Source organism: Paenibacillus sp. WC2504 (genome assembly GCF_052682475.1).
In genome coordinates this window covers 2848787-2868881 of sequence record NZ_JBQZFH010000001.1, presented here as the reverse complement: position 1 = coordinate 2868881, position 20095 = coordinate 2848787, and the positions used below count along the sequence as shown (strand labels likewise).

Below are 20095 nucleotides of genomic sequence, written 5' to 3'. Positions count from 1 at the left end.
ATTACCTCCCCGCATGCCTGGCTGCGGAAGCTTCGTCGAACCTGTCTCGCCGAGGATCCTGTATCCATTCATCCCAGGTCAAGCCATACTGCAGCAAAATCTCATGGATACGATTGCGAAACGGAAGGCCTACTTCGATCTGTTTCAGCATGGGATCCGCCCGTCCATTCAGCATTTTTTCCGTCCAATTGTCCAACTGATAGGCAAGCTCATCGGCAATGGCCGGAGAACTTTCGGCGATATTCACTGTTTCATCCGGGTCAACACGCAAATCGAACAGTTCCCTTGGTGGACGAACAAAAGGTCCTGCATCCAGTGTGCGAATAAATTTATAATCCTTCGTCACAATCCCTCTGCTCGCTTGCCAAGCGCATTCACTTAAATAGACGGCATCATGCGTTCCATCCGCTTCCCCGCGTATACTCGGCCACAAGCTGCGCCCGTCAATGTTCGTCGGTGTCATGATACCGGCTGCTTCCAAGATGGTCGGCAGCATATCGACCTGCTGAACTAAGCCTTTAACTCGGCGTCCTTCCGGAATTCGTCCAGGCCATCTCATAATCATCGGCACTTGAACCGAGGTTTCGTATAATCCGCAGTGATCCCAGTAAATATCATGCTCCGTCAAGCTTTCTCCATGATCGCCGAACAAAATCAACAAGGTGTCCTCATAGACCCCTTCCGCAATAAGCAGCTCATCAAGCTCACGCAGACGATCATCGAGATAACGCACTTCTGCATCATAAAGCGCATTAACGTACGCAGCATCCGTTATAGGGCCGAGCAAGTCATAATGATGATGCTTAAAAAACGGATAAGCCGCATGATTATATGCGGCATCCATACTGCGATTGGCCGGATCATAAGGGTCCCGGGTCTGATCATAGAAAGCTGGCACATAACTTGCCGGAGGCTGGTAAGGTGTATGGGGATCCCAATAATGCAAGAACAGAAAGAAATCATCTTCTTTATGCTCGCGAATCCACTTGAAAGCAAGCTCATTCACCGACTTCCCGTCGATGCTGCGCGTCTTTTGAACCGAGTTGATGTAATATCGGTAACCTCTCGCGAACCATTCCTTTAATTGATACAAATTATCGACAGCAGCCGTCGTAAAACCTTGATTTTGTAAAAGAGATGGCAGCCACGACTCTTTCTTGGGCAGCTGCGTTAGCGGTGATCCGTGTGAAACGACACCTGTTCGCAGCCCTACTTTCCCCGTAAATATACCGGTATGGGCCACTTCCGTTGGGATATCTGCTGCATACGCTCTTTCGAACAGAACACCTTGCTCCGCGATTTGATCCATGTAGGGCGAAGTCGGCTTCCCATAGCCATAACAGCCCAGCCGGGAGGCGCGCATCGTGTCCATTGAGATGAAAACAATGTTCATACGGCCTCACTCCGTCCTGTTTTTGTCATCAAGTAATCCATGATTAAAGCGACATTGCTCTCTACTTCGTCCACATGCGTTTGAATCACGATGTCCGGCTGCTCCGGCATTTCATATGGATCTCCAATACCTGTAAATTGCTTGATTTCATCGTTTCTGGCCTTGGCATACAGCCCTTTCACATCTCGCCGCTCACATTCTTCAAGAGGGCAATCCACGAAAATTTCAACATAACCGGGCAGCTCGGCACGGGCATGCGCTCTCATCTCTTCATAGGGCGTAATGGCCGATACAATGACCGTAACACCGTTGCGCGATAACAGTTTGCAAAGAAAAACGATACGTTCAACGTTCGTGATGCGGTCCTTCCTGCTAAAGCCCAACCCTTGGGAAATCGTCTGCCTAAGCTCGTCTCCATCGAGCAGCTCTACTTTCCTGCCGCTGACGCGAAGTGGCTCAACCAAGGCACGAGCCGTCGTTGATTTGCCTGAGCCCGAGAGACCGGTGAACCACAGTACCTCTCCATCTTTACTCATAACCTTCCTCCTTCGGATCGGTCTTTAGGAAATCGGGATAACAGCACCATTGGCCAGATGGGAACGGATCGCCGCTTCAATAATTTCTTGAACAGCCAAGGCGTCCGCCCCGGATGCTGTAATTTGTTCAGGAGGAACTCCCTCCTTCACTTCCTGTATAAAGGCATCCAGCCGCAGACGAAACGTATCCTCGAAACCGCGCATTCCGCTCATAATAGAATTACGGTAAACCCTCAGGTCTTCCTGACGATGTGGATAGTACGTAAGCGATTCATACACATTATCCAAAACAAATCTGCCTTGATCGCCTGCGACCTCACAAGCCTCAATGGGATGAATGCCGAACATATCGTAGCTGCCCAGCAAATGGCCCACCGCGCCAGAGGCAAATTCCAAATTAATGGAAGCCGTTGACCACACCGTGCGACCAGGGGCCTTCGTCAAAAAAGCTTGAACACGGCGAACCTCACCTGCAAAATAACGCATCACATCAAGTGAATGCGGATGCAGAGCGCGCAAATGGATCCAGGGACTGGATTCATTCGGATTGCCGATCGTCAGCTTCATATTTACAAAAAGCGGTTGGCCGATATCGCCATTCATCATCCACTGCTTCGCCTTCTTGGCAGCCGGCGTGAAACGATGATTGAGATTACAAGCGAAACGAACGCCTTTTTCTTTCGCAAATTGAACCATTTCCCGGGCTTCTTCCAGCGAATTGGAAATGGGCTTTTCGACCAGTACGTCCTTACCGGCCGCAATGGCTTTCATAACAGGCTCTCGGTGATGAGAGCCGTTATCGATTCCTCCAGTAGCCACGCTGATAATATCCAGTTGTTCAGCTTCAAGCATGGTATCCAGGTCATAATAGGCTTTCACGCCAAACTGTGCAGCGACAGAATCCGCCAGCTCTTTGTTCAAATCGCAGATAGCGATGAGATCGCTATCTGCATGTTCCTTGTAACAACGGCAATGTATACGTCCAATGTGATTAACTCCTACAACGGCTATTCTCAGCATGTCGTGTCAGCTTCCACTTCTGCGGGTTCCCCTTCCGCTGCTGCCACCGGTTCGGCTTCCTTCTCTTTCGTTTGCAAGGATCGTGCCGTCCTCGGGGAACCGATGTGCATGGAGTCAAAAGCCTGCTGAGAAGTCTTGAACGGACCGCATCCTAATCCATGCCAATTCAAATTCGTATAGATCGGATTCTCACGTCCTGTTTCTTGTTCCCGCTTCGCGATATGCGCATTTAACCGGCTCATGAGATGGGCCGCTACTTCCGGCTCTTCATCAATGAGGTTATGCAGCTCCTCAGGATCGCGAACCAAATTATACAGCTCCACTGGAGGCTTGAAATGCAGATCCGGCTCAAGCGCTACAATCAGCTTCCATTCCGGCGTCCGCCAACCATGTTTGCGCATCCATGTACATTCTGTAATGTACATTTCACTTTCCGGCACCCGCTCCTCGCCTTTCACAAGTGGAATTAAGCTGCGGCCATCGAATGGAATCTCACACGGTATACCCAGAAGTTCCACAATAGTCGGCATTACATCTTTAATTTGCGAGGAACTGGATACTCGCTTACCTGCCGGGAGCTTGCCCGGGAAACGCAGAATGAGCGGAATACGCAAATTCGTTTCATACAGTCCATGATGGTCATAATAACAGTCATGCTCATTTAAAGTTTCACCATGATCGGAGGTGATGACCACAAGCGTTTCATCTTCGATGCCAAGGGACTCAAGCGCCGTGAATATGGACTGAATGCCCGTATCCATGTAGGCAATCGCGCCATCATACTGCGCATCAATATATTTGCTGTCTGTACATCCCTCAGGGAACCAGGAGCTGAAATAGTCGGCGAATGGTTTAAAATCGTAAAGCTCATCCAAAGAGTGATTGGCGGGATCGCACTCATTGCCGTCATAAAACATCCGTTCAAATGGCTTAGGCGGCAAATAAGGCGAATGCGGATCCATATGGCGCAAGAAGAGAAAAAATGGCTTCCCCTCTTCCTTAAGGCGCTTCATTTCCGGGATGGCGACACGGTTCAAGTTGTCCGCTTTCGGGCTTCTTCCCGTTTCGTCAGGTCCCCAGCCTTCGAAATCGATATATTTCTGAAAGCCGCGTGCCGAGGGGTTGCCTGTGAAGCCGATACACGTTGTATTGTAACCGTTCTCTTCTAGCAGCTCGGAGAGCATCTTGACATGGTCGCCGACAGGTCCGCCGTGCCGCAGCGCGACAACGTCCGTTCCGAAGCAATCCATACCCGTGAGCATGGAGGCATACCCCGGCGTCGTTGGAATACTCGGGGAGAAATGCTGTTCAAACAGCACGCCCCCTTGGCTATATTGGTCAATATGCGGGGTTGTCAGCCGGTGATAACCATAACTGCTCATATGATCTCGACGTAAGCTATCTATACCAAGCAGCAGTAAATTCGGCATTTTAGATGTCATGGGAATTACTCCTTCTCCGTTTATAATCGACTTATCTTGCTCCAAAAGAGCGCAGTACCGCATTCAAATAGCCATAGCTTTCAGCCGCTACAATAGAAACCTGTGCGAGAGAGTGCCCATTGGCGCCAATGACTTCAAGACACACAGGACCTTCATAACCATTATCTGCAAGCACTTTGCAGTAGCCAATCAAATCAATGTCTCCACGCCCGCATGCCTGCTTGTCGATTGTGCCTGGCCCCGCTTGTCTGCCGCTGCAGTCGCGAATATGAATATGCTTCACGCGCGAGATCACAGCCGGTAAAGCCGCTTCCGGATTCTCGCCGGCCCGATAAATATGACTAGGGTCCATATCGATGCCAAAAGATGGATTCTCAATTGCCTCGATCGCTCTTAATGAGGTAGGCGTATTATAAATCGAACCGCCGACATGCGCTTTCACGCAAAGCGTAACCCCGTATTCACTTGCGAGTTTTGACATTCGCGTCAGCTTTTCAATCGTGAATTGCAAATCCTCTTCGACGTCCGACTTTCCGCCCGGTCCCACATTGACAACCGGGATCCCGAGCTCTGCCGCCGCTTCAAAAGCAAGCGGAAGCCTCGTCTCATTCAGCTCAGCCACTTCCATCGACAGAAGCTTCAGCCCAGCCTCCTCGGCGATTCTACGAATCTCCGGTGCCTGCTCCCGCCAGTTGTCAAGCTCAATGTGCTCGCACATGCCTTTGATCGCCGAGATCTCCACACCATCATAGCCGCAAAGCTTAATATGCTGCGCTGCCGTAGCGAAATCAAAATCTTTGAACAGTACGGAATTTATCCCTAATTGCATCATGGTTTACAGCCTCCCAAGTTAAAGTTCAACAATGCTTGACGTTTCAAATGAACGAATAGCCGCTTCAATAATCGTCTGTGCCTTCAGCGCCTCTTGGCCCGAACCATTGATTTGATCGTAAGGCACTTTGGCATCCAGCTGCTCAATCCAGTCGCTGATGCGACTTTTAAACGTTTCGTTGAAATGGCGCATGCCGCCCAAATAGCTGTAGCTTTCCGTTGAAATGCTATGACGGGGGTAGAAAGTTAAGTGCTCACAAGCGTCGTCCAGCACGAAACGGCCTTTGGAGCCGACAACTTCGCAGCGCTCCAAACCGTAGCTGGCTCCAGCATCATAGCTGCCGACGAGGTTCCCGATGGCGCCATTTTCAAACTCAAGCATTACCTGCGTATTGGACCAAATTTTCCTGTTTTCGCCTTTCATCATGAAGGCGGCTACCCGTTTCACATCCCCACAGAAATAACGAATCACATCGAAGGAATGCGGATGAAGCGCGCGCAAATGGAACCAAGGCGAAGTTTCGACCGGGTTGTTGATCCACATTTTCATATTAATCATATGTAACTGACCTAGACGGCCTTCCTCTACCCATTCTTTGGCACGAAGCGCTGCAGGCGTAAAACGATGATTCAAGTTGACGGCAAAAGGAATCTGCTTCTCTTTGGCAAGCGCCACCATCCGCTCCCCTTCGTCAATCCGGTTGGAAATCGGCTTTTCCCCGAGAACAGGAATGCCCGCCTCGAGCAGCTCCATCGTAGGCTGATAATGCTCGCCGCCATTCTCTTCCCCTTTGGTCGCCATCGAGCAAGCATCCAAATGAATGCCGCTGGCCAGCATTTCCTGCACGCTATAGAAAGCTCTGCAGCCGAATTTGGCCGCAGCCGCATCTGCTTTCTCCTTGATGATGTCACATACAGCAACAAGCTCTGTTTTCGCATGTTCATGGTACACATTGGCATGAATGGAACCGATATTGCCAACCCCTACAACCCCAACCTTTAACGTCATCGTCTATTCCTCCCGTTTCTTCTACTGAATTTCCTGCGTGTTCTCCAACACTTCCCCGTGTAAATCACGATACTGCCCTGGCGAGCATCCGACCCTCCGTCTGAACAATTGTGTGAAAAAGGCCGGGTCCTCATAGCCAACACGCTGGGCGACATGAATCACTTTGTCATCGCCTTCTACTAAATACTGCTTAGCCCGTTCAATTCGAATGTCATGAATACGTTCCGTTACAGTTTGATTCGTTTCCTGTTTAAACACCCTGTTAAGCTGCCTGCTACTCACATTAAACAACTCGCACAAATCGGGGATGGTCATTTTTTTATCAAAATGACGCTCCAGAAACCCGGTGATCCGGCGCACAAGTATGGTATGATTCGCTGATCTTGAGCTCTTTTTCTCCTTGTTGGTGGAATCCGCATAGCAGCGAGATAACAGGATGAGAAGCTGGAGCATTTGCAGTTTAATGAGCGTTAGATAGCCCGGCCGGTGATGCTCCCATTCTGAAATCATCGTTTCAAGCAAAATAAGAACATGGTTCGATGCTTGCCCCATCAAATTCAACCTGTGATGAAAGCGCTCTCTTGTATTTAAGAAAGGATGCACATAATAGTAATCCATGGACTGTGACACGCCCAATTCCTTCAGCAGAGACTCATGAATTAATTCTGGCGTGAAGAGACAATTAATGATCTCGATGCCTTCTCCCGGCTTCGTACGATACGTATGAACTTCCCCGGGGTTAATAATAAAGACATCGCCCGTTTGGATCTGGTAGGATTCTCCTTCAAATACATGATCCGCTTGACCGCTAACCACATAAACAAGTTCGATAAAGTCATGTGAATGAACCAATGGCGTATTATCTTGATGATGGAAGCAGCGGTTAATGTAGAACGGAATTTGCTTGTCTTTCATGAATTGACTTTGTCGCAGGAGATTAACCATATGTACAATTCCTTTCTTTGCTTCTGTCTTCATCATAAGGCATCCAACTCACGCTTTCATTGCGGTTTCAGCCATCTTACAAGGGTATTGCGCCATATTCATTTGCTCTTAAACTTGAATAACATTAATGAACTTACGCTGGAGCAGCTGAACGTGATCAAGAGGCGTTTGTTCATCCGTAATGAGATGATGAATCTGGTTCCAAGCCCCGATCATCGTAAAAGCCTGCATATCAAATTTGCTGTAATCCGCGAGGACAAATACCTGTTCGGCCATGCCGATCATTTTCCGTTTCACCCTCGCTTGCATTTCATTCGACTCGCTGATGCCCCGCTCCATATGTACGCCTTTGCAAGAAACGAACGCTTTATTTACATGATACTCTTCCAAGGCCTGCTCCGTCAGCGGTCCAACGAAAGAAAGTGAATTTGGCACAAGGATGCCTCCTGTGCTGATGACGCTGACGTTCTTTTTCTCGCTTAGAACCAAAGCCACCTTCAAGGAGTTGGTGATGACGGTGAGTGGAATGTCGGGCAGCAGCTCTGCCAAATGCCATGTCGTGGAGCTCGCATCGAGGACGATGCGATCGTGCGGTTCCACAAATTTGGCAGCTTGAGCCGAAATACGCTGCTTTTCCGTCACATGCACCGTTTCCCGCAGCTCATACGACGTTTCGGACGTTTGCGGCTGCAGACGAATCGCGCCGCCGTAGCTGCGCAGCAGTCGGCCTTCGTTCTCCAAACGGTCCAAGTCCCGGCGGATCGTTTCTTCCGTAACCCGGCATATCTGGCTAAGTTCAGTGACGCGCATGCTTCCCCGCTCGTTAACCAGCCGTAGAATGTGCTGAACCCTTTCCGCGACTAGCATCATCAAACACCTCCCTGAGCTTCAGATTTCCGATTCGTTGTAGCGGACAATTAGCGGGCTTGGTCAAACGCGATCACCCGATCACGAATTTCACAGAAATTATGGATATTGACATATTCCAAAATAAAAGGGACACCTTCCGCATGCTCATGATACAAATCGAGCAGCTTTCTCCAGTCAATATCCCCATCCCCAACGCAGCGCCCGTAGGTATCATTGACTTTGCGGTCTTTCCCGTGAAAGTAAGCCAAATGCGGAGCTAAATACTGGAACATCTCCTCTTCCGAACTGTTCGCGATTAAATTCGCCGGATCCAGGAGCACTTGAACGTGCGGTGAGCCCACCTGCGCCAGGAAATCGGCTGTTCGTTTCGCGCTGGGCACAACATCCAAGACGCAGGGTTCAAGCGCAAGCTTAATGCCGTAATGTCCTGCACGCTCGCCAAGCCAGCTTATCTGCTGTTTGAGACGTTCGAAGTCTTTTTCGTACGAATCCGCTTGAATGCCCCTTTTTCCCGGAATGAATCCGCACTCCGTTGCCACGACCGGTACGCCGGTCCCGGCAGCAATTTGCATATGCCGTTCAAAATACTGCAAATTCGCCTCCATTTCCTGCTCATCCGTTTCCAACAAATTCGTAAATACGCCAATTGAGGCAACTTCAATGCCATGTTTGCGATAGGTCTCTACGATTTCTTGACTTCTTTTATCCGTTAGATCACTAAGATCACTCCGCCCGTTGTAACGCCAATAGTTAGAATCCGTTTGGGAGAAGCAAAGCTCTGTCCATCTGAACCCGCGCTCAGCCAGCAGCGCCGCCACCTCTTCATTTGATAATTGCGGAAAACTGCGCGAAACCACACCTACATCCATAAGAGAATACCCACCTTTATCTACAAATTATTGTAAGACTCTTTTGCGAGCCGCATGCCTAGCAAACCAGCCCAGTATGACAGTCAAAACACCTTCAAGAATTAAAAAAAGCAACATGTACGTTTCAAACGGCACGCTCAGCAAAACATGTGAAAGGAGATTGCATACAAATAAAATCCCTAGCTGTATAGCCAACAGCATCGCTGAAGCTTGCAGCACCTGCTTGGCTTCCGCCTTCTTTTTCAAATAATATTGGCAGTAGAATACGTAAGCGAGCCAAACGACACCCATGAACAGAAATGAGAGATTATCAATGGCCTGCCAAGAGGAACGTTTAACGCCAAAAAAGGTCAGCAAAACCAGCAGCAGGCTCCGCAATTCAAACCAATTTATTATGCCCAGCGCTGCAGTAATAACGGTAATTCCCACCGATTTATATCCCGCCGACGGATCACGCTGTTTCAACTCAAGAAAAGGATCCATACGAGTTAGCGTCCCTCCAATCCCGCTCCACTCTTTGCAGGATACGCAGCGTAGCTTTTCGTGCTTCTTCACTTTCTACCAGTGTTGATTTTTTTACAAAGGCTATTAGTTTACCGATTTTGTTTAAATAGGACTTTCGTGCCAATCGTTCAATTCGGTCTACTTGTTTGGTATTTCCCTGCTTTTGATGTTGAATCATACGCTCGTTAAATTTGACCGTCCACGTTTCAGGGATTGTGCCCGTCGCTGTTAGTGTCTCCAAGTCGCGCAGCTTGCCTCCGACCATTTTCTCCAACAGCACCCTCATATACCATAACGAACCCACCATAATGAGACTAAGACAGACGAAGAAAACCAGCAGCGTAAGCAAAATATACGTCATATCGACGTTGCCCCCCTAAGGTCAAGCTCCCCTGCAAAATGACAGGCTGCGTAGTGCCCATCGCCAACCTGCTTCATTTCTGGAGCCTGCTTTTTGCAAATGTCTTTGGCATAGGCACATCTCGGATGGAAATAGCAGCCGGAAGGCGGATTCGCCGGGTTGGCGACTTCCCCTTGCAAAATAATGCGGTTCGACTTCTTCCGAGGATCAGGTACCGGCTTCGCAGAGAGTAGCGCTTCAGTGTAAGGGTGTTTGGGAGCAGCAAACAAATCTTTCGTTGCCGCTGTCTCTACCATTTTGCCAACATACATAACCCCGACACGGTTAGATATATGCTGGATAACACCGAGATCATGAGAGATAAACAAATAGGACAAGTTCAGTTTTTCCTGTAAATCCTGCAGCAGGTTAATAATCTGCGCCTGTACGGATACGTCCAATGCCGACACGGCTTCATCACAAACGATGAACTTGGGATTCGTCGCTAATGCTCGCGCAATACCGATCCGCTGGCGTTGTCCTCCGCTGAAAGCATGCGGATACCGCTCCAGATGGCGGCTGTTCAAGCCCACCATCTCCATGAGCTCTGCCACGCGCTCTTTGAGCTCGTCGCCATGCGCCATGCCGTTGCAGACGAGCGGCTCGGCAATAATATTGAGCACCGTCATCCGAGGATTAAGTGAGGAGTACGGATCTTGGAAGATGAGCTGCATATCCCGCCGAATCGATCGCAGTTCCTTCGCGTCGAGCTGCAGCACTTCCTGCATCTGACCTTTGCGGTCGCGAAAGCGCACTGAGCCCGAGGTTGGTTCGATAGCGCGAAGAATACAGCGTCCGAGTGTTGTTTTGCCGCAGCCGGACTCGCCGACAAGACCGAACGTTTCACCGGGACGGATATAAAACTGGACATCGTCGACCGCTTTGACATACCCGACATTTTTTTGCAAGAACCCCTTTTTAATCGGGAAATATTTCCGCATATAGCTCACATCAAGAATGAGTTCGTCTGTTTGTACCGTCATGAGACCACCTCGGCTTCTTTAAGCTCCGTTTCAACCAATAAGCAGCGAACTTTATGATCTTTTTTCACCTCGACAAGCGGTACATCCGCTACGTTGCACACGCCGTCGATTGCCATTTTACAACGCGTATAAAAGCCGCAGCCCTTCGGCAAATTCATCGGGAACGGCACGGTCCCTTCAATGGATTCCAGCCTTTTGTTCTCCCTGCCGATCGCAGGAATCGAATTCAACAGCGCCTTCGTATACGGATGTTTCGGATTATGAAATAAGGAGTCTACATCCGTGTATTCGACGACTTTGCCAAGGTACATGACCGCTACTTCGTCCGACATTTCGGCAATAACCCCAAGGTCATGCGTGATGAAAATAACCGAAGTATCATGATTAGCTTTCAACTCATTAATCAACTGAAGCACTTGCGCTTGGACGGTAACATCCAAGGCCGTCGTCGGCTCGTCTGCGATAAGAATCGAGGGATTGCAGGATAGTGCCATGGCAATCATGGCCCGCTGCCGCATCCCGCCCGACAGCTGATGCGGGTATTCGGCAAGCCGCTGCTCGGGATTGGACATGCCGACCTTGCGCAGGATGTCCACCGCCAAGCGGTAAGCTTCTTTTTTATCCTGTGTCACATGCAATAAAATCGCTTCCATAATTTGATTGCCTACGGTATGAATCGGAGAGAATGCTTTCATAGGCTCCTGGAAAATCATCGCGATTTCATCGCCTCGGATATCCCGAATTTCCTTCCCTCTCGGGTCCAGCTTCACCAGATCCACCGATTCATTGCTCCCGGCACCGTTTCGCTGCAGCTTGATCTCGCCTTCCACTTGGCCCGGCTTGGGCACAATGTGCAAGAGCGCTTGCGATGTGACACTTTTGCCGCAGCCGCTTTCGCCGACGATACCGAGCGTCATGCCCCGCTTGATTTGCAGATCAACGCCGTCCACCGCTTTCAATACGCCTTCATCCAGATGGAAGTGAACTTTCACGTCCTTCATTTCCAATATGACGTTATCCCCGTTTGCCATTCACTTCACCTCCTATTTGTATGGATCTGCCGCATCGCGCAGTCCGTCCCCAAGGAAATTAAACATTAAAACCGTCAAGATAATGAATGCCGCCGGCCACAGCAGCCAAGGGTGATGGGCCAGTGTTTCCAGGTTTTGCGCATCCTGCAGCAACACTCCCCAGCTGACAACCGGCGCCTGAAGCCCGATCCCAAGGAAACTTAATGCGGTCTCTCCTAGAATCGTGCCGGGAATCGAAAGCGTCACGTTTACGATGATGTAGCTTGCGAAAGACGGCAGCAAATGCTTGCGAATGATGCGGAAATCACTTGCGCCCGCAAGTCTGGCCGCCATGGTGAAATCCTCTTCACGAAGAGACAATATTTTTCCTCGCACAACGCGAGCAAGTCCAGTCCAACCAATGATGGAAAAAATGAGAATCAGCCCGAAGTACGTTTGCAGCGCCGTCCAATCTCTTGGCAATGCAGCTGTGAGCGCCATCCAAAGCGGAATCGTTGGAATACAGATGAGCAAATCAATTGTCCGTTGAATGATGGTGTCCGAAACACCGCCAAGATAACCGGATATGCCGCCTAGTACTAATCCCAAAATGAGGGTTACGACGATGCCCAGCAGTCCGAAGGAGAGCGAAATTCTGGCTCCGTAAATGATTCTGGACAACAGGTCATGCCCCAGCTTATCCGTCCCCATCAAAATGAGCGCATCCTTTGGATTTTTCAAACCAAACAAGTGACGTTCCATGGGGATGAGCCCCCAGAGCTTATACGGCTCGCCTTTTGTGAAAAAATAAATCTCGAATTTCTTCGCCGGATCTTCGGAGAACGTTCGTTTAAACGTTTGGGGATCGACTTTCTCGCTCATCCCGTAAACAAAAGGTCTAAGCTGAAATCCGTTATTCGGATCGACAAAATGAATTTGTTGCGGTGCTGCGTTCTTATAATCGGAGTACCTTGCATCCTGCAGCGTTGGCGCCAGAAATTCACAGAAAATCGCCACCAGATAAAATAAAATCAATACAACCGCAGAAAATACAGCCATTTTATGCTTGATGAATTTCCACCACATCAGCTGCCACTGGGAAGCGACTTCGTATTGATTATCCGCTCCGACTCGGTTTCGGTTGCTCACCTTGGTCCTCCGAAACCGATTCGCAATCGTCGTTATCGCACTCATTCCGCAACACCCCCGAAGCGTATTCTCGGGTCAACGAATGCTAACAAAATATCGGATAGCAGCGTCCCGATAACCGTCATCACGCTTAGAATCAACAGGAAGCTTCCCGTTAAGTACACGTCCTGGAACATCAAGGCTTTGAGCAGCATCGGCCCCGTTGTCTGCAAATTCAGCACAATCGAGACGATTGCTTCCCCTGAAATAAGCGCCGGAAGTGTCCAACCGATGGTTGAAATCAGCGGATTGATGGCTAATCGAACCGGATATTTGAACAGCAGCTTGCCCTCAGGAACACCTTTGGCTCTAGCCGTAATGACGTACTGCTTCGACAACTCATCCAGCAGCATCCCACGTGTAATACGGATCAGCGATGCAGTCCCCGACATGCCGATAACCACGACAGGAATAATGAGCCTAGGCAGCATATTCAAGATTTTGTCCATCGTCCAGGGAGCATCCACATATTGAGCTGAGAATAAGCCAGTGATCGAAACGCCTGTTTGCGCGAAAATGACATACACGATAATCAAAGCAATGAGAAATCCTGGCATGGCCAGACCAATGAAGCCTATAAACGTAAACACATAGTCAAGTGCCGAATATTGGTGCGTCGCTGAATAAATGCCGATTGGAATCGCGATCAGCCACACAAAGACTAAGCAAATGAGCGATATGATAACTGTCAACGCCAGTCTTGGACCAATGACTTCTGTCACAGGCTGATTCCATTGAAAGGAACGACCCAAGTCACCGTGAAGAATAATATTTTTGATCCAAATGATGTATTGAACGATTAATGATTTATCTAACCCGTAAAGCTGTTGAAGGTTAATAACCGTACTTTCTGAAACCGCTGATCCGGACTGTTTTAAGGTGGCAATATATTGTGTTAGGAAATCCCCAGGTGGAAGCTGAATGATTACAAAAACAATAATACTGATGGCTATCAGCAGCGGAATAAGCTGCAAAAGCCGATAGGAGATATAATTCAGCATGTAATTCCTCCTTCCAAAAATGTAACCTGTCTCTGAACGAACCGTGGAGCCCGGATCAAACGACCTGCCGTCGCCCGGGCTCGCACTAGCTCTTGTTCAATTATTTGCTATAAAAGAACTGCTCGCCACTGAAGTTCGCGCCGATCGCAAAGCTGGTGTCATTCGGAATGTTGTGCAGCTTCGCATTGACGATTAGAGGCTGCTTCACTTCCGAGATCGGAATGAAATAGTAGACCTTGTCTTTCATGACCTGCTTAATTTCTGCTACTTTTTTCTTCGCATCATCTGGTTTCGCAGCTGCAGCGTCATTGATCATTTTGTATAGGTTCTTAATGTCTGCAGGCGGCTCTTGACCGTTCTTACCGCCTGAAGTACGCCAGAGATCCCATTGCGCGCCCCAAAGCTGAGTGCCCCAATCGCCCATGTACCAGAGCGGTGTATGCGTCCAAATCATTGTCGCTTGCAGCTCATTGTTCGTATTCCGCGTCGTCCAAAGCGTTTGGTCAATTGTTTTCATCGTGACGTTCAGACCAAGCTGCTTCCACATCTCCACGATTAATTGGGTTAACGGGACGATATCCGGCGCTTGTGCTCCAACTTCGAACGGAATCGTGAACACCTTGCCATCCGGTCCAAGACGTTTGCCGTCAGCCCCTTTGGTGAGGCCCATCTCATCCAGCAATTTATTCGCTGCAGCCAGATCAAACGTCGGATCTTCAATGCTGCCCGGCTTCGCAAAGCCATAGTAGATCGTGTCGATGATCTCTTTGCGGTTCAGCGCCAAGCTGAGCGCCTTGCGGAAGCGAACATCCTGAACAACTTTTTGCCAGTTCGGATCGTTGAACGTTTCGTTCAAGAAAATATCCGTTGGCGTCACGTGCATGTTGGCCAGCAATGCTTTGTAGCCGTTTTTCTCATTTTCACGATAAAGCGGCATTTTGATCAGAGCTGCTGACTCCCTGGAGAAGTCGACTTCACCTGCAATCGTTTTCAAACCAACCATCTCAATGTCCTGTACGAGCGTACTCTGAATGCTGTCGATATAAGGCAATTGGTTACCTGCAGTATCTACTTTGAAATAGTACGGGTTGCGCTCATATGTTGTTACAGATTCCGTCGATTTGGTCATCATCCATGGATAAAGCACAGGGAAACCAACGGCTTTTTTATTCGCAAGTTCCCAGTTTGTAATATCTTTATCGTTAAAAAGATTGAACCATTCGCCAGGTTGGAAACCTCCTTGTTTAATTAGCGGTTCCAGTTTATCCAGTGGCGTGTACTTTTTGTGGAACTGTTTGAGATAGTGCGCAGGACGGATGAGCTCAGTATATCCGCGCCAGCCTTGAATGGCGAAGCGGATCAGGATACCTCCGTACGGACGGTCAAAGACCAACTTGAAGTTCAGATCGTCGATTACTTCCAGTTTCATCGGAGCTGCATCGGCTTCACCGCCGCCACGCAACCATACAGGGAAGATCGGCGTCAGCTCCGTATTGTTCAAAATATCCTCGACTGTAAATCTCACGTCTTCCGTTGTAACCGGTTGACCGTCGGACCATTTCAGCCCTTTGCGCATGGAGAACGTGAATGTTTTTTGATCATCGCTGACTTTGTAATCTTTGAGCACGTTACCTGTGATCTGATCACCGAGAATACCCGGCGTGTTAAGCAGCGGTTCGTTGTTCATAACGAAAACGTCAGCATCCCAGTCCGGAGCGGATGTAACCGTTCTCAAAACACCGCCATACGTACCGATTTCGTATTTCATTTGGCTCTCCGGTAATTCATTCGTGAATTTATAATCGCTCGGCAAGCGATCTTTCACGGGTGGCAGTCCTTTTGACGCCAAAACCGGCGATTCCTTGAACGCTGTCAATTGCGCAGGTTGTCCGCCTCCACCGTCAGGTGCTTTTGTTGGATCCGGCGCTTTCGTTGCTTGTACGGCAGCAGTCGTTGGCGCTGGAGTCGTCGAAGCTGGACTGTCTTGACACCCCCCAAGTACAAGCGTCAACATGAGTGCTGAAACCAGGAGTAAAATAATCGACTTCCTCCTTGACTTCATTTGCAACCCTCCGATTTCCTAAAATGTTTTTGAGTTTGTGGACTCATCCTCATTGTTATGGAGATTGCCCCTAATAATCAACCTTATTTTCTGAAAATTCACTATCTTCACTAAACACACTACTCATCGTTAAGATTCGACAAGATTAGACCGATTCGGCTTTTTGCGCACAACATGTAACCGCTACCAACATCTTCTCGACATCATTTGCGGCTATGAAAATGAAAAAATGCCGCCTCCTCATGAAGCCTGCCTAGAGGCATTTTCTGGACTCTTAGTTTGAGTCAGGCAAACGCAAAGAAAGTCCCACAAAGTCACAACAGGACTTGGGCTTTGACGGCAGGCGAGCTGTGAAGCCAGTAACAAGGTTAAGCCTTGTTACCGAGTGCATCGACAGTGCGCAATGCCAATGCAGAGCTCTTGAATGGGTTCGTTGGACGAAATCCAATGAACCTAATGATTTGAGGGCTAGAGTATTAATTTTATTGGATGAAATCCAATGACATCAGATAATCGTGCCGCTATAGCGCTGGATATTGCTGTCCTATTGGATTTTGTCCAATGAAATGAGCAATTTAAAAGCCTTTTAGGGGTTTTCATTGGATTTTGTCCGATGAGGCTGCACAGCTTTTAGCTCTTAAACACGCTATCTCTCGCCGGGGGGCTCATATCTGTATGCTTCGCCCTGTAACGATGTTTTTCATCGCTAACTCATGTTGACCGCACCAGTTGCCTGCTGTAACGATGAAAAACATGCTTAACTATCGTTACTGCCCTCCCAACTTGCATGCCCCACCTCTGTAACGATGTTTTCCATCGCTAACTCGTGCTGAGCGCACCAATTACCTGCTGTAACGATGAAAAACACGCTTAGCTATCGTTACTGTCCTCCCAACTTGCATGCTCCGCCCTGTAACGATGTTTTTCATCGCTAACGCATGCTATTCACTCCACACGGATCACTTAACATCGCAAAACACGCTTAACAGTCAGCGGACTTCCAACACAGTCGCCATAACCTACCCTAAACACAAAAAGCCCGCCCCAGAAACGGAGCAGGCCTAACATCCATATTAAGCGTTTACAAACGTAATTCTTTGTCATTCCTTTATTTCACTGTTCCATCTTATCTGCACTTGCGCTTGCTTGCTCTTGCTCACTCATCCCTCATAGCCGCTCTACGCGTACACTTTCACATCTGCTTCCTAAGCTGCTGAGGCGTCATCCCTAAGGTCTGCTTAAACAGGCGGAAAAACTGCGTTTTATCCTCATAACCGACGCTTCGTCCGATGGATTCGACAGAATCCTTCGTTTCCAGCAGCATTCGCTTCGCTTCGCGCAGCCTGACGTCGTGAACGTATTCCGTGAAGGTGAACCCCAGGCAATCTTTGAACATTTTACTCAAATAATAAGGGGAATAAAAGCTCTCGCGCGCCAAATCATTCAGCGTAATATGCCCCGCATAGTGCTCCTCGATATAGGACAGCAACTGAGGAAGCATGTGATAAGCCGTACGCAATTCCGAGTTATGTAGATTTTCTTGCATCGACCTGAGCATACGCGTCAATAACAATGTCGCATAGCCGTGAAGCATAGCTAAATAACCGCTCTTTTTACCGCAATATTCCGCATACATCGTTTCGAGCAGCTGCTCGACCTCAATCATGTTTTTCCCTCTGAACGTGACGTGAGGCGAAGGATTCGCAAGTGAGGACTTGAACTCCTGAAACAACATGAGCGGGAGAAAATCGGAAGCGCTTTCGGTAGCCTGCAATCGATTGCTTAGAAACTCAGGATCCAGCAAAATGTTCATATACTGCATGTTCTTTTGAATTTCAAACGAATGCCGGTCGCCAACATTCATGAACAAAAAATCCCCGCGCTGCACGGCAAATGACTTCCCATTCACTTGATGGTACCCTGCTCCCTGCCAGATATAAACCAGCTCGATGAAATTGTGCGTATGCTCCGGCTCATTCGCCTGTTGATGAAGCTTGTAAAGCGCAATTTTCTCAGTCTGCTGGATATAGTCAACGGATTGGTACATTTTCATCTGAACAACACTCCATTCATAATGGTCATGTTAGCAGCTGTTTAGGTGCGTACCAGCCTCTTCAGCATATCACATCACATGGGATACCTGAAGATGAAGATGTGCTTAGTTGCAATAGCCTTATGGCCTATTTTCAACGCACAGATGTGTCGAATAATCCGAAACCAAGGCCCCTTCGTGCTAACTCGGACACTGAGAGGCCTTAATTACTGATCGCAATCTATCTCGTTTTCCTATACAAAAGTGTCTCACCTGGTTGAAAAATATGAAATTTCTGCCCCAGATGCTTCTGATACAATCGGTCTACGAACGGCGAAATGCCTTCGCTATTATTAGGATACATATCAAAGTGAACAGGCACCACAATGTCAAAACGAAGATGCGCAGCCAAATCTGCCGCTTCCAAAGCATTCATATTGCCAACGACGCCAAGTCTGTTGCGGAAAATATCTCGGCCATTAATCGGCAGGAAGCCTACATCAATCGTGTAACCCGACAGCGTATTCACCAATTCATCCGTCAAAAGCGTATCGCCTGCATGATAGAGACATAAATTGTCCCATTCGAGCATGTAGCCCAAATAATGGTCCCAGCCCGCTTCATCCTGCACACGCTCTTCATGCCACGCAGGTATCGGTTGAATGTTCAGCCCTTCAGCGAACGGCCAAGCCTCTTGAACACCAAGCGCCTGCAGCCGATTAGGTGCAATTCCCATTGCCTCCAGTGCCGGCAAGCAAACCTTAGGAGCGCCGAAGCGGCAATGCGGAGACGCCTCCGCAATAACCCGCAGCGTCGCCGGATCCATATGATCCATATGTTCGTGCGTACAAAGGACAAGATCCAGATCCGTCAATGTTTCGGGTTTCACCGGCGGTGCATATCTTCTCACCCAGAACCTATCGGGAGACCCTCCGAGTTGATCGACAGAATCCGTCAAATACGGGTCAATGGCTATGGCCATGTCGTTTTTTCGCAAAATAACGCCAACCTGTCCAATATACTGAATGGTTAGCTGATTAGATTCTACTGACATAAAACTACTCCTTTTGCTGGATATATGGTGTACCGAATGCATGCGTCTTCGTTCCTTTAACGCCAGGTTTGACTGCAAAAATGCCACCGGCATGAGGCTGATCTCCTGCTTTTTCGTCCTCCAGCCCTTTTCGTGCGCTCGTTATGTATAAAGTGTCCAGCTCATCTCCGCCAAAAATACACGAAGTTACTTTCGCTGCGGGGACCGCGATGCTCTCCAGTTTCATGCCTGTGCGGGGATTCCAGCGTGACACCTGCCAGCCATCCCAGTGTGCAATCCAGAGCATCCCTTCCGCATCAATCGTCATACCGTCTGGAAATCCTTGCTCGCCAGCGAAATCGATTAATAATCTAGGACGGCTAATTTCTCCTTTTTCCGCGTCAAATTCAAAAACTAACACTTGTTTTCTCATCGAATCAATATAGTACATCTCATTTTCGTCAAGACTCCAGGCAATCCCGTTCGATACACCCACGTCTTCGTGAACTTTGCGGTAGCTGCCATCTGTTTCAAGTACATAGAGGGAGCCTGTCGCCCCTTTTTCAATGATTTCCATCGTTCCCGCCCAGAACCGGCCATGGCTATCACATTTTCCATCGTTAAACCGATTGGAAGGCAAGTGTGCTTCTGGATCAACGAGAGGTGTTAAAGTGCGCTGTTTCATGTGATAGGACTGGAAACCGGATTGTGTCGCCAAAACGAACTCATCTTTCCCGGCGCAAACAACTGCTCCTACAAATTCACCAATAAGAAAGGACTCATTTTGACCGGTCTCCGGATAAAACCTGCAAAACTTTTCTCCTACAATATCAACCCAATAAAGCGCTTTCTCCTCCTCGTTCCAGCTTGGCCCTTCTCCTAGAGTGGCTTTAGCGTCCAGAACCAGCTGTACGTTCTTCGAACCCATTAGACATCAACTCCTCTTCCGTTATTGTAAACCGTCCTC

General features: G+C 48.7%; 19 protein-coding genes. All 19 read right to left on the bottom strand.

Features of this window, described 5'->3' with window-relative positions; translation table 11 throughout:
• Window position 1: 1 nt before the first annotated feature.
• The 19 genes from ACUN27_RS12465 to ACUN27_RS12375 all read right to left on the bottom strand — a co-directional run bounded on the left by ACUN27_RS12465 (window position 2) and on the right by ACUN27_RS12375 (window position 20056).
• A complete protein-coding gene (locus ACUN27_RS12465) occupies window positions 2-1393 on the bottom strand; it encodes a sulfatase family protein (protein ID WP_315952481.1) in 1392 nt (463 codons plus the stop codon).
• Window positions 1390-1929, bottom strand: a complete 540-nt coding sequence (gene cysC / locus ACUN27_RS12460; protein WP_127450158.1) for an adenylyl-sulfate kinase — start codon at window positions 1927-1929, stop codon at window positions 1390-1392. Before cysC ends, ACUN27_RS12465 begins: the two co-directional genes overlap by 4 nt.
• Window positions 1930-1953: 24 nt before the next feature.
• Window positions 1954-2949, bottom strand: a complete 996-nt coding sequence (locus ACUN27_RS12455; protein ID WP_326060874.1) for a Gfo/Idh/MocA family protein — start codon at window positions 2947-2949, stop codon at window positions 1954-1956.
• Window positions 2943-4391, bottom strand: coding sequence for a sulfatase (locus ACUN27_RS12450; protein WP_326060875.1), 1449 nt, complete (start codon window positions 4389-4391; stop codon window positions 2943-2945). Before ACUN27_RS12450 ends, ACUN27_RS12455 begins: the two co-directional genes overlap by 7 nt.
• A 31-nt stretch (window positions 4392-4422) precedes the next feature.
• The gene (locus tag ACUN27_RS12445) at window positions 4423-5223 is read right to left on the bottom strand and encodes a sugar phosphate isomerase/epimerase family protein (protein WP_315952486.1); all 801 of its coding nucleotides are present in this window, start codon (window positions 5221-5223) and stop codon (window positions 4423-4425) included.
• 18 nt (window positions 5224-5241) lie between these two features.
• A complete protein-coding gene (locus ACUN27_RS12440) occupies window positions 5242-6231 on the bottom strand; it encodes a Gfo/Idh/MocA family protein (protein WP_315952487.1) in 990 nt (329 codons plus the stop codon).
• 21 nt (window positions 6232-6252) lie between these two features.
• Window positions 6253-7209 carry a helix-turn-helix domain-containing protein gene (locus tag ACUN27_RS12435; protein ID WP_445558992.1) on the bottom strand — a complete coding sequence of 319 codons (957 nt, stop codon included), beginning with the start codon at window positions 7207-7209 and terminating at the stop codon, window positions 6253-6255.
• A gap of 75 nt (window positions 7210-7284) precedes the next feature.
• On the bottom strand, window positions 7285-8043 hold the full coding sequence (locus tag ACUN27_RS12430) for a DeoR/GlpR family DNA-binding transcription regulator (protein WP_315952772.1): 759 nt from the start codon (window positions 8041-8043) through the stop codon (window positions 7285-7287).
• Window positions 8044-8093: 50 nt separating this feature from the next.
• The gene (locus tag ACUN27_RS12425; protein WP_315952490.1) at window positions 8094-8915 is read right to left on the bottom strand and encodes a sugar phosphate isomerase/epimerase family protein; all 822 of its coding nucleotides are present in this window, start codon (window positions 8913-8915) and stop codon (window positions 8094-8096) included.
• A gap of 27 nt (window positions 8916-8942) precedes the next feature.
• Complete coding sequence (locus ACUN27_RS12420) at window positions 8943-9398, bottom strand: hypothetical protein (RefSeq protein WP_315952491.1); 456 nt, start codon at window positions 9396-9398, stop codon at window positions 8943-8945.
• A complete protein-coding gene (locus ACUN27_RS12415) occupies window positions 9382-9780 on the bottom strand; it encodes a hypothetical protein (RefSeq protein ID WP_315952493.1) in 399 nt (132 codons plus the stop codon). The genes ACUN27_RS12420 and ACUN27_RS12415 overlap by 17 nt, the downstream gene beginning before the upstream one ends.
• On the bottom strand, window positions 9777-10802 hold the full coding sequence (locus ACUN27_RS12410) for an ABC transporter ATP-binding protein (RefSeq protein WP_315952495.1): 1026 nt from the start codon (window positions 10800-10802) through the stop codon (window positions 9777-9779). Before ACUN27_RS12410 ends, ACUN27_RS12415 begins: the two co-directional genes overlap by 4 nt.
• Window positions 10799-11833 (bottom strand): ABC transporter ATP-binding protein, encoded by a 1035-nt coding sequence (locus tag ACUN27_RS12405; protein ID WP_326060877.1) that lies wholly within the window; start codon window positions 11831-11833, stop codon window positions 10799-10801. The genes ACUN27_RS12410 and ACUN27_RS12405 overlap by 4 nt, the downstream gene beginning before the upstream one ends.
• 12 nt (window positions 11834-11845) lie before the next feature.
• Window positions 11846-13006, bottom strand: a complete 1161-nt coding sequence (locus ACUN27_RS12400) for an ABC transporter permease (RefSeq protein WP_326060878.1) — start codon at window positions 13004-13006, stop codon at window positions 11846-11848.
• Window positions 13003-14001 (bottom strand): ABC transporter permease, encoded by a 999-nt coding sequence (locus ACUN27_RS12395; RefSeq protein ID WP_127450180.1) that lies wholly within the window; start codon window positions 13999-14001, stop codon window positions 13003-13005. The genes ACUN27_RS12400 and ACUN27_RS12395 overlap by 4 nt, the downstream gene beginning before the upstream one ends.
• Before the next feature lie 100 nt (window positions 14002-14101).
• Entirely contained in the window at window positions 14102-16063 is a 1962-nt protein-coding gene (locus tag ACUN27_RS12390) for an ABC transporter substrate-binding protein (protein ID WP_315952499.1), read from the bottom strand.
• Between the two features lie 1192 nt (window positions 16064-17255).
• A complete protein-coding gene (locus tag ACUN27_RS12385) occupies window positions 17256-18116 on the bottom strand; it encodes an AraC family transcriptional regulator (RefSeq protein ID WP_315952500.1) in 861 nt (286 codons plus the stop codon).
• Between the two features lie 220 nt (window positions 18117-18336).
• Complete coding sequence (locus tag ACUN27_RS12380) at window positions 18337-19149, bottom strand: MBL fold metallo-hydrolase (protein ID WP_315952501.1); 813 nt, start codon at window positions 19147-19149, stop codon at window positions 18337-18339.
• Window positions 19150-19153: 4 nt separating this feature from the next.
• Window positions 19154-20056 (bottom strand): SMP-30/gluconolactonase/LRE family protein, encoded by a 903-nt coding sequence (locus tag ACUN27_RS12375; protein WP_445558991.1) that lies wholly within the window; start codon window positions 20054-20056, stop codon window positions 19154-19156.
• Window positions 20057-20095: the final 39 nt, after the last annotated feature.

What these genes read in the sequence shown, in the direction of transcription:
- ACUN27_RS12410 (WP_315952495.1), bottom strand. Translation starts at nt 10,802, where the DNA reads ATGACGGTACAAACAGACGAACTCATTCTTGATGTGAGCTATATGCGG.
- ACUN27_RS12380 (WP_315952501.1), bottom strand. Translation starts at nt 19,149, where the DNA reads ATGTCAGTAGAATCTAATCAGCTAACCATTCAGTATATTGGACAGGTT.
- ACUN27_RS12465 (WP_315952481.1), bottom strand. Translation starts at nt 1,393, where the DNA reads ATGAACATTGTTTTCATCTCAATGGACACGATGCGCGCCTCCCGGCTG.
- ACUN27_RS12425 (WP_315952490.1), bottom strand. Translation starts at nt 8,915, where the DNA reads ATGGATGTAGGTGTGGTTTCGCGCAGTTTTCCGCAATTATCAAATGAA.
- ACUN27_RS12430 (WP_315952772.1), bottom strand. Translation starts at nt 8,043, where the DNA reads ATGCTAGTCGCGGAAAGGGTTCAGCACATTCTACGGCTGGTTAACGAG.
- ACUN27_RS12455 (WP_326060874.1), bottom strand. Translation starts at nt 2,949, where the DNA reads ATGCTGAGAATAGCCGTTGTAGGAGTTAATCACATTGGACGTATACAT.
- ACUN27_RS12420 (WP_315952491.1), bottom strand. Translation starts at nt 9,398, where the DNA reads ATGGATCCTTTTCTTGAGTTGAAACAGCGTGATCCGTCGGCGGGATAT.
- ACUN27_RS12390 (WP_315952499.1), bottom strand. Translation starts at nt 16,063, where the DNA reads ATGAAGTCAAGGAGGAAGTCGATTATTTTACTCCTGGTTTCAGCACTC.
- cysC (WP_127450158.1), bottom strand. Translation starts at nt 1,929, where the DNA reads ATGAGTAAAGATGGAGAGGTACTGTGGTTCACCGGTCTCTCGGGCTCA.
- ACUN27_RS12395 (WP_127450180.1), bottom strand. Translation starts at nt 14,001, where the DNA reads ATGCTGAATTATATCTCCTATCGGCTTTTGCAGCTTATTCCGCTGCTG.
- ACUN27_RS12400 (WP_326060878.1), bottom strand. Translation starts at nt 13,006, where the DNA reads ATGAGTGCGATAACGACGATTGCGAATCGGTTTCGGAGGACCAAGGTG.
- ACUN27_RS12450 (WP_326060875.1), bottom strand. Translation starts at nt 4,391, where the DNA reads ATGACATCTAAAATGCCGAATTTACTGCTGCTTGGTATAGATAGCTTA.
- ACUN27_RS12385 (WP_315952500.1), bottom strand. Translation starts at nt 18,116, where the DNA reads ATGAAAATGTACCAATCCGTTGACTATATCCAGCAGACTGAGAAAATT.
- ACUN27_RS12415 (WP_315952493.1), bottom strand. Translation starts at nt 9,780, where the DNA reads ATGACGTATATTTTGCTTACGCTGCTGGTTTTCTTCGTCTGTCTTAGT.
- ACUN27_RS12405 (WP_326060877.1), bottom strand. Translation starts at nt 11,833, where the DNA reads ATGGCAAACGGGGATAACGTCATATTGGAAATGAAGGACGTGAAAGTT.
- ACUN27_RS12445 (WP_315952486.1), bottom strand. Translation starts at nt 5,223, where the DNA reads ATGATGCAATTAGGGATAAATTCCGTACTGTTCAAAGATTTTGATTTC.
- ACUN27_RS12435 (WP_445558992.1), bottom strand. Translation starts at nt 7,209, where the DNA reads ATGAAGACAGAAGCAAAGAAAGGAATTGTACATATGGTTAATCTCCTG.
- ACUN27_RS12440 (WP_315952487.1), bottom strand. Translation starts at nt 6,231, where the DNA reads ATGACGTTAAAGGTTGGGGTTGTAGGGGTTGGCAATATCGGTTCCATT.
- ACUN27_RS12375 (WP_445558991.1), bottom strand. Translation starts at nt 20,056, where the DNA reads ATGGGTTCGAAGAACGTACAGCTGGTTCTGGACGCTAAAGCCACTCTA.